Genomic DNA, 15,058 nt, shown 5'->3' on the forward strand with positions numbered 1-15,058 from the left:
GGCTCGTGCCCCGTGGGCGTCCCGCTCGGGTAGTTTTTGCAGGGCGACCGCGAATCGCCAAGCGCGCCTGCCGGCCGCCGGCTCGCAGCGACAGCCGTCCCACGAGTGGCGCAGCCGTCCGCGCGACCGATCCTGCCAAGGCCGGCCGGAGGTTCAGAATGTGGGCTATGTCTTCGAAAAGGTGTTGGTAGCGGGAGAGGGACTTGAACCCCCGACACGCGGATTATGATTCCGCTGCTCTAACCAGCTGAGCTACCCCGCCGCCTGTCCCGGCCCGGCATGGCCGGTCGGGTCGGCGCGATATAGGAGCGGGGGGCGTTTTCTGTCAATGCCTCGCGGCGGCGGAAACGGCGCCTCGCCCGACCAAAACCCATGATGGCGCTGGCGCGGCGCGCCGGCTGGCGGCCCGAAGCCGGCGGAACGGCGACGCCAGCGGTATCGCGGCAGAGGCCGGCGGCACCATGCTCAGATGCCAGCCGCAATGGGGGCAGACGCCGACGGCACGGTGGACAGTTGTGAACGCCGCCCTGGCGGCGGTTGGCGGCCGAGACTCAGGTGCGGCGGGTCAGGCCCGCGCGACGGCGGGCCGGGCGGGGATGCCGGCAGCGGGCGCGCCGCCGGTCGCGGCGATGACGCCGCCGCCCAGCACTTCGGCGCCCTCGGCCTCGCCGGCATAGAAGACACAGGCCTGTCCGGGCGCGATGCCCTCCTCGCCGCCGAGGATCTCGACCTCCCAGCCGTCCTGGGCCGCGACGATGCGGGCCGGCGCCGGCGGGCGGGTGGAGCGGACCTTGACGAAGAGCTCGTGGCCGCCGGCGGCGAACGCCTCGGGCGCCTCGCGGCCCAGCCAGTTGACGTCGCGCAGCCGCAGCCGGTGCGTCGCCAGGGCGGCGCGCGGTCCGACGACGATGCGCGCCGCAGCCGCCTCGATCGCCACGACATAGAGCGGCTCGCTGGCGGCGATGCCGAGGCCGCGCCGCTGGCCGATCGTATAGCCGAGGATCCCCTCGTGGCGGCCGAGATGGCGTCCGTCGACATGCACGATGTCGCCCGGCCGGCCCGAATCGGGGTGCAGGCGGCGGATCACGTCGCTGTAGCGCCCCTTGGCGACGAAGCAGATGTCCTGGCTGTCGGGCTTGGCGGCGATGGCGAGGCCGTGCCGCTCGGCCAGCGCCCTGGTCTCCGGCTTGGTCAGGCGACCGAGCGGAAAGCGCAGGAAATCCAGCTGTTCCTGGGTCGTGCCGTAGAGAAAGTAGCTCTGGTCACGATCGAGGTCGCGCGGCCGGTAGAGGCTGCGGTGCGCGCCGTTCAGGCGGCTGTCGATGTAATGGCCGGTCGCCAGCGCGTCGGCGCCGAGGTCGCGGGCGGTCGCCAGGAGGTCGCGGAACTTGACCGTCTGGTTGCAGGCGACGCAGGGAATCGGCGTCTCGCCGGCGAGATAGCTGGCCGCGAACGGGTCGATCACCGCCTTGCGGAAGCGCTCCTCGTAATCCAGCACGTAATGGTGGATGCCCAGCGTCTCGGCGACCCGGCGGGCATCGGCGATGTCCTGGCCGGCGCAGCAGGAGCCGGCGCGCCGGGCGCCCTCGCCCGCGTCGTAGAGCTGCAGCGTGATGCCGACGACATCGTAGCCCTCGTCCTTGAGAATCGCTGCGACGACGGAAGAATCGACGCCGCCGGACATGGCGACGACGACGCGCGTCGCGGCGGCGGGCTTCGGCAGGTCGAGGCTGTTCAGCATGGGCGGGCTCGGCGGCGCTGCTGCGGTCATCGGCAGGATGTAGGCGGCGGCGCGCCGAAATGCAAAGCGCCCGTGCTTTCCCTCCGGTGCGGCAACCGGATGTCAATGACTCCAGTGGCCTGATGCAAACCCGTTCAAGTTCTTATCGAAAGCTTACGACAGGCTTGACGGAATTTTAAAAGCGTCCGGCTAACGTGACGCTGAGATTAGGTCTTTGAGTGTAGTAGAGAGTACAATGACCGATCAGATCAGACCGCGTGTGAAATACGTCATCGGCCCCGACGGGAGTCCGCTGACGATGGCCGACCTGCCGCCGTCGAATACGCGTCGCTGGGTGATCCGCCGCAAGGCCGAGGTGGTTGCCGCCGTACGCGGCGGCCTGCTCAGCCTAGACGAGGCGTGTTCACGCTATACGCTGACGGTGGAGGAGTTCCTCTCCTGGCAGGTTTCCATCGACCAGCACGGCCTCGCCGGGCTGCGGACGACCCAGCTGCAGGAGTATCGCAAGAAACTCGAACTGCACTGAGCACATAATACCTGGATACGAAAGAAGCCGGCATTTCGCCGGCTTTTTTCGTATCTGCCGCTGGGATAATTTCCGGCGCCGCGGCCGGGATGATTCCAACGCCCGCGGCAAGCTGCCCCTCGCCTCGCGATAGGGCGCAGCCGAGCCGGCGCCGGCCACGGCGTCAGGGGCTGCGGCGCCGGCGGGTCTTCACCGGCGCAATCTTGTCAGCCGAGCGCTTCGCGGCGCTGCTCGAGTTCCTCGCGCGCCACGTCGCGCTGCTCCAGCTTCTCGGCATTGACGAGCTCGGCGTCGGCTTCCTCGAGGGCGAGTCGGGCGGCGGCGACCTGCACCTTCAGGTCGCGGACCGAATTGTTGAGGTTGTCGCGACGGATCCGCGCCGCCTTGGCGAAGGTCGGGTAGGCGAAATGCGCCACGTCGCTGATGCCGGCCTTCTTCTCCTCGGTGTTGATCTGATGGTCCAGTTCCCCAGCCATGCGGGCGAATTCGGCCATCATCATCTCGAGCTGCTCGAGTTGGCGGCGTTTCTCGGTGACCTTGAAACGCGTCAGACGCACCAGGTTGTCCCGCTTCATACTCAATTCCCCAGCTGACAGCCCCGACGACCGGAACCGGCTTGAACACCGCGACAAACGGGTTTCGGGCAAGCCTCGGGGGCTAAGCCTCTTAACCGTCTGTTTACGCGCACCGTTAATCATAGGGACGAGGATTTAAGGCTGGGTAAACCGAGTTCCCCGTGTTTGGCGCATCGAAGGCGCATCCGGATGATCGAACGCCGTGCCTTGAACTGCCCGCCGGGCACCGTGCCCCCTGTCCATGACGGACCGCGATTTTTTGTTAACCATTTCGTGCCACGGTTTGGCCGGACTTTAGACAAACGAGAGCCTGCCGAATGTCGTTATTCGGCGCGGATGGCTGAGAGGAACTTCTGATGCGCGTTCTTTTGATCGAAGACGACAGCGCGGTCGCGCAGAGCATCGAGCTCATGCTGAAGTCGGAGAGCTTCAACGTCTACACCACCGATCTGGGTGAGGAAGGCGTCGATCTCGGCAAGCTGTACGACTACGACCTGATCCTCCTCGATCTGAACCTGCCGGACATGTCCGGCTACGAGGTGCTTCGCACGCTGCGGCTGTCGAAGGTGAAGACGCCGATCCTCATCCTCTCCGGCATGGCCGGGATCGAAGACAAGGTGCGCGGCCTCGGCTTCGGCGCCGACGACTACATGACCAAGCCGTTCCACAAGGACGAGCTCGTCGCCCGGATCCACGCCATCGTCCGGCGCTCGAAGGGCCACGCCCAGTCGGTCATCAATACCGGCGACCTCACCGTCAATCTCGACGCCAAGACCGTCGAGGTGAACGGCCAGCGCGTCCACCTCACCGGCAAGGAATACGCCATGCTGGAGCTGCTCTCGCTGCGCAAGGGCACGACGCTCACCAAGGAGATGTTCCTCAACCATCTCTATGGCGGCATGGACGAGCCGGAGCTGAAGATCATCGACGTGTTCATCTGCAAGCTGCGCAAGAAGCTGGCGACGGCGACCGAGGGCAAGAACTACATCGAGACCGTCTGGGGCCGCGGCTACGTGCTGCGCGAGCCCGAGGAAGCCCGCGCCGCCTGATCGAACCCGCCGTCCGAGACCCGGACCCGCCCGGCCCTGCCGCGGCGGGTCTTCGTTTGCGCCGACCACGGTGCTCCCGCGGCCGGGCCACCCGTTCAGAGCGCGAGCCGCAGATGGTCGGCGGCCTGCCCGCCATCGCCCGGCCAGGACGCCGCGGCGCCGGCGAGATGCGGCGTGATCGCCGCCGCCAGCGAGGCGCGGTCGAACGGCTTGTAGAGGAAGTCCGCGGCCCCGGCGCGCTTCAGCCGGGTCATCAGCCCGAGATTGCCCTCGACGATGACGGCGAGGATGGTCACCCGGCCGCCCTGCGGCAGGGCCTTGATCTGACGCACGAGGTCGGGCGCCTCGTTGCCGAGCACGGTGGCGGCGACCAGCACCAGATCCGGCAGGCCGTTGCGGGCGATCCACTCCATCGCCTCGGACGGGCCGGCGACGCATTCGACCGCCAGGCCGAGCTGCGGCAGCATGCGCGACACGACCTTGCGCACGACCGGCGCTTCGTCCACCACCAGACAGGTCTGCATGACCGGCTTCCTCCGCAATGCAGCCGCCGACGGCAGGGCTGCAACGCCACAAGCCCTACACCGACAGACTTGCCGCGACGTTCAGAAACAGCGGTAAAATTGGGTAAAGATGCCCTGCCGCCTCAGGCGACGCGGAACACCACCGTGCCCTCGCCGAGCTCGTGGGCGACACCGAGGCCGGACTCCCGGGCGAGGAAGAGCGTGTAGTAGGGCTGGATCGCCTGAGCATCCATGGCCTCGGCGGAGCCCTGGCCGTCGAGCAGCGCGAGCAGGCGGGGCTGCATGCGCACGCGGTCGCCGCTGGCGCGGACGGTGGCGCGCGGCGGCTCGAGGCTCTCGATCTCGACCCGGACCTCGCCGCCCCGGCTGATCGAGGCGCTGGCGAGGACGACCAGGTTGAGGATCACCTTGACGAAGTTCTTGCCGACATAGCCGGGCTCGCCCTCCCAGACCAGCGAGGCCTTCTCGTGCTCCATGTAGCCCGTCGCCACGATCTTGGCCTCGTTGAGGTCGATCATCGCGGTCGAGGAGCCGGCCGCCCCGAAGGCGATCCGGGCGAACTGCAGCTTGGCCACCGCCGCCTTCAGCGACTTGCGCACCAGATCCATGGATTCGGGATCGTTCGGCATGTCGTCGAGCAGTTCGAGACCGCTCTGGATCCCGAACACCGGCGAGATGATGTCGTGGCACAGACGGCTCGACAGGAGAGCCGCCAGGTCTGCGGCGGAAAGCTCGGGAAGCGTGGTCATGCAGGTCCGTTCCGTTGAGTCCGTCGATCGCCCCCGGCGAATCAGCCGGGTCGTGCGGCGGCGAGCATGGGTTTTGACGCCGGAAGCGTCAACCGACGCAGCCGCCCTCAAACCCCGTGCCACGCCGCCGGGGCCGTTAGGCAAATGACAACCATGTTTTGCTCAACTCGCAGCGATCGCGCTCAGGAGGGCGCTTCGCGGGCGCCGACTTCCCGGCCGGCAGCCCGGGTTCCTGGAAGGATCCGATCATGAACCGCATGCTGAACACGGTCCGCCATCTCGCCGCTCTGGTGGCCGTCGCGCTGGGTCTCGCCCTCGCCGCGCCGGCCGCTGCCCAGCAGCAGTCGGGCTACACGGTCGACGAGATCGTCACCACCGGCCACCAGTTCTTCGGCAGCACCGCCGGCGGCCTGGCGCAGCTGGTCGAGAACGCCTTCGAGCGCTACGGCCTGCCGAACGGCTACATTCTCGGCGAGGAGGCGGCCGGCGCCTTCTTCGGCGGCCTGCGCTTCGGCGAGGGCACGCTGTTCACCAAGAATGCCGGCCAGCACCGGATGTTCTGGCAGGGGCCGTCGCTCGGCTTCGACGTCGGCGGCGACGGCGCCCGCACCATGATGCTGGTCTACAACCTGCCGTCGGTGGAGGGCATCTACGGCCGCTTCGCCGGCGTCACCGGCAGCGCCTATCTGGTCGGCGGCCTCGGGATGACCGTGCTGGTGCGGGACGAAATCGTCCTGGTGCCGGTGAAGACCGGTGTCGGCGCTCGCCTCGGCGTCAATCTCGGCTATCTGAAGGTCACGCCGATGCCGACCTGGAACCCGTTCTGATCCAGCCGGCCGGCGTTGCCGTCGAAGCATAGCGACGGGCGAAATCGCATTTCCTGTGCGGAACGGGCGGCCGATACCGCCCGTTCCGCGCTATATACGCGCGTCGACATCCTTCGAAGGTCCCCATGATCGCGACCGGCCTGACATTTCTCTTCGGCTTCCTGACGGCCATCCTGATCGCCCTTTTGGTCGCGCCGCTGGCGATGGGGCGCGCCAGGCGCCTCGCCCGCCGCGAGTTCGAGGCGGCGATCCCGGTCAGCGCCAACGAGATCCGCGCCAGCTTCGACCATGTCCGCGCCGAGGCGGCGCTCACCGCGCGCCGCCGCGAGATGGACGCGCTGGCGATGCGCGAGAAGGCGGCGCTGGAGCGCGCGGAAGCCGGCAGGGTAGCGCGCGAGAACGCCGAGCTGAAGCGGCGCAACCGCGAGCTCGAGGACGTGATCGCCACCCGCGAGGCGGAGCTGAAGGATCTGTCCGAGACGCTGGAGGCCCGCGAGGCCGACTACGGGCGGCTGGAGAGCGAATTGCGGGAGACCGGCCACGATCTCGATCTGCGGATCGAGGAGATGGATGCGCTGGCGGCCCGTTTCCGCGAGCTGACGCAGATCGCCGACGAGCGGAAGATCGCCATCGTCGCGCTGGAGAGCAAGGCGGAACGGCTTTCCGACGAACTGCGCCAGGCGGAACGGCTGGATCGCGAACGCGAGGCGACGATCGAGCGGCTGCGCGGCGAGGCCGGCACGCTGGAGGCGCGCTTCCAGAAGGAAAAGGCCGCCGCCCGCAAGCTGGACGATCGGGTCTCACGCCTGACGGCGGAACTCGCCGACCGGGACGAGACGATCGTGCGGCTTGCGGCGGTGGTCGAGTCCGGCCTGGGCGAAGCCACGGCGCTGCGCGCGGCACCGGCGGTGCCGGTTGCCGCGGTTTCGCGGCAGGCTGCCGAGGCCGAGGCCGGGAGCGACGCCGTGACCGGCGAGCCGGCGGCGCAGCATGAGGCGCCTGCCGGTTCGGTCGGCGAGCAGGTGCGCCGGGCCCTCGACCTGCCGGAACATCCGCTTGGCGAAGCCGATCTCGACGAGGCGCGGCTGCGCCAGCGCATCAGCGACATCGCCGCACGGGTGATCCACCTGACGGCCGCGGTAGAGGGGCGGGACTCGCCGATCGACCGGATTCTCGACGCCGATCCGCAGGCGGAGGGAACGGAAAGCGAGGAGCGCCCGACCCTGGCGCAGCGCGCCCGCCGCCTGCGCAAGGACGAGGCCGATCACGCCGCCGAATAGAGCGCGTGCAGAACGATCGCGGCCGCCGTCGCGACGTTGAGACTGTCGATCTCCGGCTGCATCTCTATCCGCACCGTCTCGCAGCGCTGCATCAGGGCCGGCGGAAGCCCCCTGCCCTCGGCGCCGAGCAGCAGCGCCGTCGGCGACGCGCGGCCGAGCCGCGCCAGCGGCGTCTCACCGGCCGGCGACAGGGCGATCACCCGGCAGCCGGCCGCCTCGCATTCGGCCACCAGCGCCGAGGCGTTACCGCCGCGGTACCATGGCAGGGTCAGCGCGGTGCCGACGGAGACCCGCAGCGCCTTGCGGTAGAGCGGGTGGCACGAGGTCTCGTCCATCAGGATGCCGGCCGCGCCGAAGGCGGCGGCATTGCGGAAGATCGCGCCGAGATTGTCGTGATTGGCGATCTCGACGCCGACCACCACCGGCCGCCCGGTCGCGGCGGCGCGCGCCAGGATGTCCGCCGCCGACGACGGCGTGCCGGCAGCTGCGCCATGGGCGAGCACGCCGCGGTTGACCGGAAAGCCGGCGATGCGGTCGAACACCGGCCGCTCGGCCACATAGACCGGGGTGTCGGTCGAAAGCCCGGCGATCCGGCCGCGCACGCCGTCCAGCCGGTTGCGCAGGATCAGCAGGGCCGTCGGCCGGAACCGTTCGGACACCAGCAGCTGGTCGAGCACCACGCTGCCCTCGGCGATGAAGCCCGAGCGGCCGACGAGATCACGCTCCCTGACATCGCGGAACGGCTCGATGCGCGGGTCGTCCGCGTCCTCGATGAAGATGGGTTCGTTCATGACTCTCGGGCGGAAAATGACCGTCTCGCGGCCGGAACGGGTCGTCGCCCGATGGTGGCGACAGCGGCACTCGTCCGCAAGGCCGACCGTGGCGCGACGGGTCGAACCGGCCGCAGCAAGAAGCCGGCAGCCGCGACGCGGGCGGCCGCCGCCGCCCGCGCGTTCCAGCGATGTCCCCGGGCTATTTCCGCCGCAACGTCCCGTAGACGACGTTGCGGTTTGCGCCGTACCAGACGCTCGCGTCCACCTCGTTGCGGTCGATGCTGCCGTTGATGATCGCCCACATGTCCGTGTCCGACCGCAGGATCAGGGGCCAGTCCATGAAGGTCTCCATGTAGCCGTCGGAGGTCATCTCGTCGCTGAAATTGGCGAAGAGCATGAGGCCGCCCGGCCGCAGCATCTCCCACAGGCGCTGCATCAGCTTGATGCCGGTCTTCTGCTCCAGGTAGTCGTAGAGACCCGAGATGTAGATCAGGTCGAACGTGCCCAGCCGGTACGACCGGCGGAGCAGCCCGAGCACCGAGCCGATCATCGGCTCGATCACCGAGGTGCCGTAGTCGCGCGTCACCACGCCGACGCTGACCGGATCCTGGTCGAGCGCCACCCAGCGGCTGATCTTGCCGGTGGTCAGGTTCTGCGTCAGCTCGGACTCCCGCAGATGGCCGGCGGCGACCGCGAGGATCTCCGCTCCGCCCGCCGCCGCGGCGGCCGCTTCGTCGACGTGCCGGGCGAGGATCTCGCGGCGCTCGCGCCCGCCCTCGCATGCCGGGACCTCCGACGTGTAGGCGTAGATTTCCCGCCCGAGTTCGGTGCAGTCGGTCAGGAGGTGCGCGGCGCTCGGATGCTTGTAGTAGAGATCGAGCAGTCCGGCGTCGCCGGAATAGCCGCGCGGCTTGGTGAAGGACCAGTTGGTCAGCGGGTCCTGGAACAGATATTGCGTGACGGGGTGTTGCTGGGCGAACGGAATGAGGCTGCGCCAGACCTGCGGCGGCACGGAGCGGCGCAGTTCGTGCAGTTCTCCTGCCAGACGAGCAACAATCGTCGCCGCCGGCTTGGCCGCTGCAAAACCCTGATTCGCCAGCTCGAGCGACAGCGACATCCGGCCGAGTGCTTCCCGCAACTCGCCTTCGTCAATACTACCGGACTTGTTTAGATTCCGATCGCGGAAAAGCTTGCTTGTGATCAGACTTTGATCGTCGATCGATGAGACAGGGATGTTCATTGCGCTTCTCCTACGATGATCCGCGCAATTTAAGTCAAATGATGCAGAGCGGTAAAGCGCGAGGTTAAGGAAGCGCGGAGCAAGGTCCGGCGCCTTCAGTGCTCGGTAATCCAGCCTGTGCTAGTGTCTGCGTCATTGCCGGCCTCATCCGGCTCCGCTCGCTTCGCGCGGGCGGAATGCCGTGCATCTGACATGGAGGGATGCGATCTGGTGGTAGGAAGCGAGGCTGGTCTGGGTTCCCGCATCGAGCATGCGCTGGACCAACCGCTCTGGAAGTCGGCCGATCCGGTCCTGCGACGGATGTTCGAAGAGAGCACCGAAGCCGCCGACCGCGCCTCCGTGCGCGGCGGCGTGCGGGCGGCCGTCGCATGCTTCATTCTTTTCGGCGCCTTCGACCTCTGGCTCTTCCCCGACACCGGCGTCGCCAGCGCCCTGACGCGCGTTGTCGTCGGCCTGTTCTTCCTGTTTCTGGTGGAAATACAGTCTCACAAGAAACTCAGCCTTAGTATCATCAACATCACTTGTGCGCTAGGGCTTTTTGCGGCAGCAATCGCCTGGCTTCTGGTCGCGGGCAACACTGCCTATCAGGTACAATACTGGCAATTCTTCGTTTTTGGTGCCGTCTTCGTATTCAGCTCAAGTCTTTTCTTTCGTCTTAAGTTCTGGATCAGCGCGACGTGTTCCGCCAGCCTGACAGTGCTTTTTTCCGTCGCAGCCATCATTTCAGATGCGCCGTCCAGCTCCAAGGTCATCCTGGTCTCTTTCTTCGTCATCTTCCTGGGGTTCGCGCTCTACCTCTCGTGGCAGCTCGCGGCTGAGCGCTATGTCACCTTCCTGAACGGGCTGCGGGCGCGATTGAGCGAGGCGGCGGCGCGCGAGAAGGGGCAGCAGCTCGCGCAGCTCGCCAACACGGACTACCTGACCGGGCTTCGGAACCGCCGGGCCGTCGTGCAGGAATATGATGAGTCCCGCGAACGCTGGCTCCGGGACGGGCGGCACATCGGCGTGCTGCTCATCGATGTCGACTATTTCAAGCCGTATAACGACTTCTACGGCCACCAGCGGGGCGACCAGTGCCTGGTGGAGATCGGCCGGGCGCTCGATGTCGCGGCCGCCGCGGCCGGCGCCGTCCTGGGCCGCTATGGCGGGGAGGAATTCATCGCCTTCCAAAGCGTCCCGGACAAAGCGGCGCTGTTCGACTTCGCAGAATCGCTGCGCAAGACGGTGGAAGCGCTGGCCATTCCGCATTTCCGCCGCCGCGACGGGTTTTCCTACGTGACGGTGAGCATCGGCGCGACCATGACCCGCGATGCCAGCCCCAATCTCGACCGCGAGAGTGCCGAGGCGGACAACGCCCTCTACTCCGCCAAGGCCGGCGGCCGGAACGGCACGCAGATATTCGATCCCGCGGCGCCGCTGAGCGACGACGAGGACCGCGCGATCGCCGATATCCTGACGCAGGCCACGGCGGAAGGCCTCGTCTCGCTCGTTTACCAGCCTGTGGTGGAGGTGACGAGCGGCAAGGTCCACGCCGTCGAGTCGCTGATGCGCCTGCGCGGGCCCGACGGCACGCTGATCAGCCCCTCGGTGTTCATCCCCGTCGCCGAAAGGACCGGCGCGATCATCGCCCTCGGCTACTGGGCGCTCCGCACCGCCTGCATCGAGGTGCTGAAGCCCGGGATCGCCGAGAAGGTGTCGGTCAACGTCTCGGCGATCCAGTTGCGGGCGTCGGGATTTCCGCTGTTCGTGGCGAACCTGCTCGGCGAGTTCGACCTGAAGCCGACCCGCCTCGCGCTGGAGATCACCGAAGGCGCCGACATTGCCTCGGACCCGCAGAGCCTGCAGGCGATCTCGGCGCTGCGCGAGCTCGGGGTCGAGATCTGGCTGGACGATTTCGGCACCGGCTATGCGGGGCTTGCCTGGCTGCACGCGGCGCATTTCGAGGCCGTGAAGATCGACCACCGCTTCCTGCACGGGATCGCCACCCGCGAGGGCGCGGTGTTCCTGCAGAACATCATCCGGCTGCTGCAGGATCGCGGCCTCAGCGTCATCATCGAGGGCGTCGAATCGCAGGAGCAGCTCGAATTCCTCGCCAAGTGCCACGTGCTGCTCGCACAGGGCTACTATCTCGGCCGTCCCGTTCCCGCCGCGCAGGTTGGCCGGCGCGACGAGCACTCGCCGCTCGGGCATAGCGGCCGGGCGTAGGCGAAACGGACGCCGCGCTCGCGGGTCCCGCCTCTGGCGCGCGAGCGACGGCCGCACCCGGCCGGTGGCTTTCCGGCCGCGGACCGGCGAAAAGCCCTAGCCGGCCAGCATCCGGATCGTCTTCGCGCCGGTCCAGAGCGTGTCGCGCCCGAGCCTCGCCAGCGTCTCCAGCCTGTCGGTGATGGTGAGAAAATGGTTGCCAGCCAGCGGCCCGGCCTTCGATGCGAAGGCGACGGGCCCGTAGGCGAACAGGATCTCGGTCTCGCTCACCCCGCCCGGATAGAGGATGAACTGCCCCGGCGCCGGGTGGCTCGTGGCATTCTCGTAGCCGAGCCCGAAATCATGCTCGCCGAGCGGGATCCAGCACGCCTCGCCCGACCAGCGCACGTGGATGATGCGCTCGCTGTAGGGAAGGATGGCCCGGATCGCCGCCACGGTGCGCGGCGCCGCCTCGGCCTCGAAGCGCGCCGGGAAGCGTTCCCCGTCGATCTCGATCTGGACTGTCATCATCTCTTGGCTCTCGCTCGTCCCGTGGACCGCCGCTTTGCGGCGGCCGGCCGGGCGCCGGGATCAGGCGCGGCAGGATGGCCGACAAGCATTGCATGGATCTGGCGACTTCCCTGCTGGTCTCCGCGCGCGGACCCGCCGCAATGCAGCGCCACGCACGCGGCGCGTGACCGCGAACCTGGGACGCGAAAGGACAGATCAGGGGAAAGAGAGGAACTGGTACGCCCAAGGGGAATCGAACCCCTGTTTGCGCCGTGAGAGGGCGCCGTCCTAACCGCTAGACGATGGGCGCGTGCCAGTGGCCGAGGATATAACCGGGGCTGCCGCCGGGTGCAAGGGGGGTTTCGGCATCGATTGCAGGTCGCGCTGCGTGGGGCGCCGGACGCCGGAAACCGGCCCGGATCGCGGGGAAAAGCCCGGCTTCGGCGAAAGGCGGGCCATGGCCTCGGGCGGCTAGCTGCCTGCCCCCAGCGTGTAGGTTGCGAGAATCGCCCCATCGCCGAGGCCGATCAGGTAGAGGCGGCTGCCCTCCGTCGTCACCGCGTGGACCAGCGCGCGGTCGCCATCGAGCGAAACGCTCCGCACGTCCGCCCCGGTCGGCAGCGCCAGCGCGATCTCCGCGCCATCCGGCGCCGCGGCACTCCCCGAGCCCATGGCTTTGTAGACAACGGCCGCCAGCACCGCCATAACTCCGATCATCATGACACCGATCGAGACAGCCAGAAGCCGCACCATCTTGCGCCGCAGCCGTTCCACGGCCGGATCAAGCGGCGCCTCCGCCTCGTCTTCGTCGCTGATGGTCATGGTCGGTCCGGCCCGCTCCGTTGGCATGCTGCCCGGGTCCTACAGGGGTTGAACCGATGGATACAAGGCGGTTCCTCGTCGATGCCGAAAGCGACGGCCAGCGTCTCGACATGTTCATCGCCCGCCAGAGCGGCGACAGCCTGTCGCGCAGCCGGGCGCAGGGGCTGATCGCCGACGGCGTCGTCAGCGTCGACGGCACCGTGGTGACCGCGGCGAAGCGGCGGCTGGTCGCCGGCGAGAGCGTCGCCTTCGTCGAACCGCCGCCGCTGGACGCCGACCCGCTGCCCGAGGCCATTCCGCTCACCATCGTCTACGAGGATGCCGATCTGGTCGTCGTCGACAAGCCGGCCGGCCTGGTGGTGCATCCGGGCGCCGGCAACTGGACCGGCACGCTGGTCAACGCCCTCCTCCACCATTGCGGCGACAGCCTGTCGGGCGTCGGCGGGGTCAAGCGGCCCGGCATCGTCCACCGCCTCGACAAAGAGACCAGCGGGCTGCTCGTCGTGGCGAAGTCCGACATCGCCCATCGCGGCCTCGCCGAGCAGTTCGCCGCGCACGGCAAGGACGGGCGGCTGGTGCGCGCCTATCTGGCGGTGGTCTGGGGCACGCCGGTCCGCAAGGTCGGCACGATCGCCACCTCGCTCGGCCGCTCGACCACCGACCGGGTCAAGCGGGCGGTGGTGCCGGAGGGCCGCAGCGACGCCCGCCACGCCGTGACGCGCTACCGCGTCGAGGCGATCTCGACGCTCGACGACGGCATCGCCGCGCTGGTCGAGTGCACGCTGGAGACCGGCCGGACGCATCAAATCCGCGTGCACATGGCGCATGTCGGCCACCCGCTGGTGGGCGACAATGTCTATGGCGCGGGCTTCCGCACCAAGGTGGAGCGGCTGGAGCCCGCGGCGGCAGCGGTGGTCCGGGCGTTCGAGCGGCAGGCGCTGCACGCGCATCGTCTCGGATTCGTTCATCCGGTGACCGGCGAGGCGCTGGATTTCCACTCGCCGCTGCCCGCCGACATGCGGGAACTTTGCGCCGCACTCGACGTTTTTCTTCCTGAGTAGATGGGCATCCGGCTGCGACCATCGTGGTGCAAACCCGAACGCAGCGTTCATCGGCCCGGTGTGTCAGCGGCCTGAAATTGGCCCGCTTCCATTCCCATATTATCCTAGTTGCGGGGGTTGGCGCGATGCGGCCTCCGTTCGGTCCGGCTCGATGACGAGCGGTCCGGCACAGTGATGGAGGGGCAAAACATGGCCCAAGCAAATCTCCCGAGCATTGCCTCGGGCGAAGGCGGCCTCAGCCGCTATCTCGAAGAGATCCGTCGGTTCCCGATGCTGGAGCCGCAGGAAGAATACATGCTGGCGAAGCGCTATGCCGAGCATGACGACCGCGACGCCGCACACCGGCTGGTGACCAGCCATCTGCGGCTCGTGGCGAAGATCGCCATGGGCTATCGCGGCTACGGCCTGCCGATCGGCGAAGTGGTCTCGGAAGGCAATGTCGGCCTGATGCAGGCGGTCAAGCGCTTCGACCCGGAGCGCGGCTTCCGCCTTGCGACCTATGCGATGTGGTGGATCAAGGCGTCGATCCAGGAATACATCCTGCGGTCGTGGAGCCTCGTGAAGATGGGCACGACAGCCAACCAGAAGCGGCTGTTCTTCAACCTGCGCAAGATGAAGAGCCGGATCCAGGCGCTCGACGAGGGCGACCTGCGGCCCGAGCAGGTCCAGCAGATCGCCACCTCGCTCGGCGTGTCGACCGAGGAAGTGATCTCGATGAACCGCCGCCTGTCCGGCGACGCCTCGCTGAACGCGCCGATCCGCGCCACCGAGGGCGAGTCCGGCGAGTGGCAGGACTGGCTGGTCGACGACAGCGAGACGCAGGAGGACCTGCTCGCCCGCGAGGACGAGCTCGACCAGCGGCGCGGTATGCTGCGCAGCGCGATGGGCGTGCTCAACGACCGCGAGCGGCGGATCTTCGAGGCCCGGCGCCTCGCCGAGGAGCCGCTGACGCTGGAAGCCCTGTCCGGCGAGTTCGACATCAGCCGCGAGCGGGTGCGGCAGATCGAGGTGCGGGCGTTCGAGAAGGTGCAGAAGGCGGTGCGCGACACCGCCGACGCCACCAACCGGGCGCTGCGGCCGGTGCAGGAACCGGCCTGACGGCAGCCTTCGGCGGGCCAGCCGCCCGCGTCTGAGCCACAATACGAAAAGGCCGGCCCCTCGCGGGGCCGGCCTTTTTCATGCGTGCGATTCGGTCAG

The 15,058-nt window shown here is 68.1% G+C and carries 15 protein-coding genes and 2 tRNA genes; 7 read left to right on the forward strand and 10 right to left on the reverse strand.

The features are described 5' to 3' along the window. Positions 1 to 185: 185 nt before the first annotated feature. Both LXB15_RS13725 and mnmA read right to left on the reverse strand, forming a co-directional pair. Positions 186 to 262: transfer RNA gene (locus LXB15_RS13725), tRNA-Met, on the reverse strand. A gap of 303 nt (positions 263 to 565) precedes the next feature. After that, positions 566 to 1,741: a tRNA 2-thiouridine(34) synthase MnmA gene (gene mnmA / locus LXB15_RS13730; protein WP_233948985.1), complete on the reverse strand. Its 1,176-nt coding sequence runs from the start codon at positions 1,739 to 1,741 to the stop codon at positions 566 to 568. A gap of 235 nt (positions 1,742 to 1,976) precedes the next feature. Here mnmA and LXB15_RS13735 point away from each other — a divergent pair, with 235 nt between their 5' ends. After that, positions 1,977 to 2,267 carry a DUF1153 domain-containing protein gene (locus tag LXB15_RS13735; RefSeq protein WP_233948986.1) on the forward strand — a complete coding sequence of 97 codons (291 nt, stop codon included), beginning with the start codon at positions 1,977 to 1,979 and terminating at the stop codon, positions 2,265 to 2,267. A 206-nt stretch (positions 2,268 to 2,473) separates the two neighbouring features. On the opposite strand, the gene LXB15_RS13740 is transcribed toward LXB15_RS13735, so the two are convergent. Next, the gene (locus LXB15_RS13740) at positions 2,474 to 2,842 is read right to left on the reverse strand and encodes a flagellar export protein FliJ (protein WP_233948987.1); all 369 of its coding nucleotides are present in this window, start codon (positions 2,840 to 2,842) and stop codon (positions 2,474 to 2,476) included. A gap of 356 nt (positions 2,843 to 3,198) precedes the next feature. Between LXB15_RS13740 and ctrA the strand changes: the two genes are divergently transcribed. After that, on the forward strand, positions 3,199 to 3,891 hold the full coding sequence (gene ctrA / locus LXB15_RS13745) for a response regulator transcription factor CtrA (protein WP_183209619.1): 693 nt from the start codon (positions 3,199 to 3,201) through the stop codon (positions 3,889 to 3,891). A 95-nt stretch (positions 3,892 to 3,986) separates the two neighbouring features. Here ctrA and LXB15_RS13750 read toward each other — a convergent pair whose 3' ends face one another. After that, positions 3,987 to 4,415: a PleD family two-component system response regulator gene (locus LXB15_RS13750; RefSeq protein ID WP_233948988.1), complete on the reverse strand. Its 429-nt coding sequence runs from the start codon at positions 4,413 to 4,415 to the stop codon at positions 3,987 to 3,989. 122 nt (positions 4,416 to 4,537) lie between these two features. Beyond that, positions 4,538 to 5,164 (reverse strand): histidine phosphotransferase ChpT, encoded by a 627-nt coding sequence (chpT, locus tag LXB15_RS13755; RefSeq protein WP_233948989.1) that lies wholly within the window; start codon positions 5,162 to 5,164, stop codon positions 4,538 to 4,540. A gap of 248 nt (positions 5,165 to 5,412) precedes the next feature. Between chpT and LXB15_RS13760 the strand changes: the two genes are divergently transcribed. Beyond that, positions 5,413 to 5,991: a DUF1134 domain-containing protein gene (locus tag LXB15_RS13760; protein ID WP_233948990.1), complete on the forward strand. Its 579-nt coding sequence runs from the start codon at positions 5,413 to 5,415 to the stop codon at positions 5,989 to 5,991. Between the two features lie 125 nt (positions 5,992 to 6,116). Beyond that, complete coding sequence (locus tag LXB15_RS13765; protein WP_233948991.1) at positions 6,117 to 7,271, forward strand: hypothetical protein; 1,155 nt, start codon at positions 6,117 to 6,119, stop codon at positions 7,269 to 7,271. Here the strand turns inward: LXB15_RS13765 and LXB15_RS13770 are convergent. Both LXB15_RS13770 and LXB15_RS13775 read right to left on the reverse strand, forming a co-directional pair. Next, on the reverse strand, positions 7,256 to 8,062 hold the full coding sequence (locus LXB15_RS13770) for an RNA methyltransferase (RefSeq protein ID WP_233948992.1): 807 nt from the start codon (positions 8,060 to 8,062) through the stop codon (positions 7,256 to 7,258). The two genes, LXB15_RS13765 and LXB15_RS13770, sit on opposite strands and share 16 nt — an antisense overlap. Before the next feature lie 181 nt (positions 8,063 to 8,243). Continuing rightward, positions 8,244 to 9,182, reverse strand: a complete 939-nt coding sequence (locus LXB15_RS13775) for a class I SAM-dependent methyltransferase (protein ID WP_233948993.1) — start codon at positions 9,180 to 9,182, stop codon at positions 8,244 to 8,246. Between the two features lie 312 nt (positions 9,183 to 9,494). Here LXB15_RS13775 and LXB15_RS13780 point away from each other — a divergent pair, with 312 nt between their 5' ends. Beyond that, positions 9,495 to 11,489, forward strand: coding sequence for a bifunctional diguanylate cyclase/phosphodiesterase (locus LXB15_RS13780; RefSeq protein ID WP_233948994.1), 1,995 nt, complete (start codon positions 9,495 to 9,497; stop codon positions 11,487 to 11,489). Positions 11,490 to 11,585: 96 nt separating this feature from the next. Here LXB15_RS13780 and LXB15_RS13785 read toward each other — a convergent pair whose 3' ends face one another. The 3 genes from LXB15_RS13785 to LXB15_RS13795 form a co-directional block, all read right to left on the reverse strand. Then, entirely contained in the window at positions 11,586 to 11,999 is a 414-nt protein-coding gene (locus tag LXB15_RS13785) for a DUF3830 family protein (protein ID WP_370640105.1), read from the reverse strand. 214 nt (positions 12,000 to 12,213) lie between these two features. Further along, positions 12,214 to 12,288, reverse strand: a tRNA-Glu gene (locus tag LXB15_RS13790). 161 nt (positions 12,289 to 12,449) lie between these two features. Further along, complete coding sequence (locus tag LXB15_RS13795; protein WP_233948995.1) at positions 12,450 to 12,800, reverse strand: hypothetical protein; 351 nt, start codon at positions 12,798 to 12,800, stop codon at positions 12,450 to 12,452. Positions 12,801 to 12,856: 56 nt separating this feature from the next. On the opposite strand from LXB15_RS13795, the gene LXB15_RS13800 reads away from it, so the two are divergent. Together LXB15_RS13800 and rpoH are read left to right on the forward strand one after the other, a co-directional pair. Next, entirely contained in the window at positions 12,857 to 13,861 is a 1,005-nt protein-coding gene (locus LXB15_RS13800; RefSeq protein ID WP_233948996.1) for an RluA family pseudouridine synthase, read from the forward strand. 189 nt (positions 13,862 to 14,050) lie between these two features. Then, complete coding sequence (gene rpoH, locus LXB15_RS13805) at positions 14,051 to 14,959, forward strand: RNA polymerase sigma factor RpoH (RefSeq protein ID WP_183209604.1); 909 nt, start codon at positions 14,051 to 14,053, stop codon at positions 14,957 to 14,959. The last annotated feature ends 99 nt before the right edge of the window (positions 14,960 to 15,058 follow it).

This window comes from Aurantimonas sp. HBX-1, assembly GCF_021391535.1.
Classification (GTDB): domain Bacteria; phylum Pseudomonadota; class Alphaproteobacteria; order Rhizobiales; family Rhizobiaceae; genus Aurantimonas.

Coding starts and splice junctions, on each gene's coding strand:
- LXB15_RS13800 (WP_233948996.1), top strand. CDS start 12,857: ATGGATACAAGGCGGTTCCTCGTCGATGCCGAAAGCGACGGCCAGCGT.
- LXB15_RS13770 (WP_233948992.1), bottom strand. CDS start 8,062: ATGAACGAACCCATCTTCATCGAGGACGCGGACGACCCGCGCATCGAG.
- LXB15_RS13735 (WP_233948986.1), top strand. CDS start 1,977: ATGACCGATCAGATCAGACCGCGTGTGAAATACGTCATCGGCCCCGAC.
- LXB15_RS13795 (WP_233948995.1), bottom strand. CDS start 12,800: ATGACCATCAGCGACGAAGACGAGGCGGAGGCGCCGCTTGATCCGGCC.
- LXB15_RS13785 (WP_370640105.1), bottom strand. CDS start 11,999: ATGATGACAGTCCAGATCGAGATCGACGGGGAACGCTTCCCGGCGCGC.
- chpT (WP_233948989.1), bottom strand. CDS start 5,164: ATGACCACGCTTCCCGAGCTTTCCGCCGCAGACCTGGCGGCTCTCCTG.
- mnmA (WP_233948985.1), bottom strand. CDS start 1,741: ATGCTGAACAGCCTCGACCTGCCGAAGCCCGCCGCCGCGACGCGCGTC.
- LXB15_RS13750 (WP_233948988.1), bottom strand. CDS start 4,415: ATGCAGACCTGTCTGGTGGTGGACGAAGCGCCGGTCGTGCGCAAGGTC.
- rpoH (WP_183209604.1), top strand. CDS start 14,051: ATGGCCCAAGCAAATCTCCCGAGCATTGCCTCGGGCGAAGGCGGCCTC.
- LXB15_RS13740 (WP_233948987.1), bottom strand. CDS start 2,842: ATGAAGCGGGACAACCTGGTGCGTCTGACGCGTTTCAAGGTCACCGAG.
- ctrA (WP_183209619.1), top strand. CDS start 3,199: ATGCGCGTTCTTTTGATCGAAGACGACAGCGCGGTCGCGCAGAGCATC.
- LXB15_RS13765 (WP_233948991.1), top strand. CDS start 6,117: ATGATCGCGACCGGCCTGACATTTCTCTTCGGCTTCCTGACGGCCATC.
- LXB15_RS13760 (WP_233948990.1), top strand. CDS start 5,413: ATGAACCGCATGCTGAACACGGTCCGCCATCTCGCCGCTCTGGTGGCC.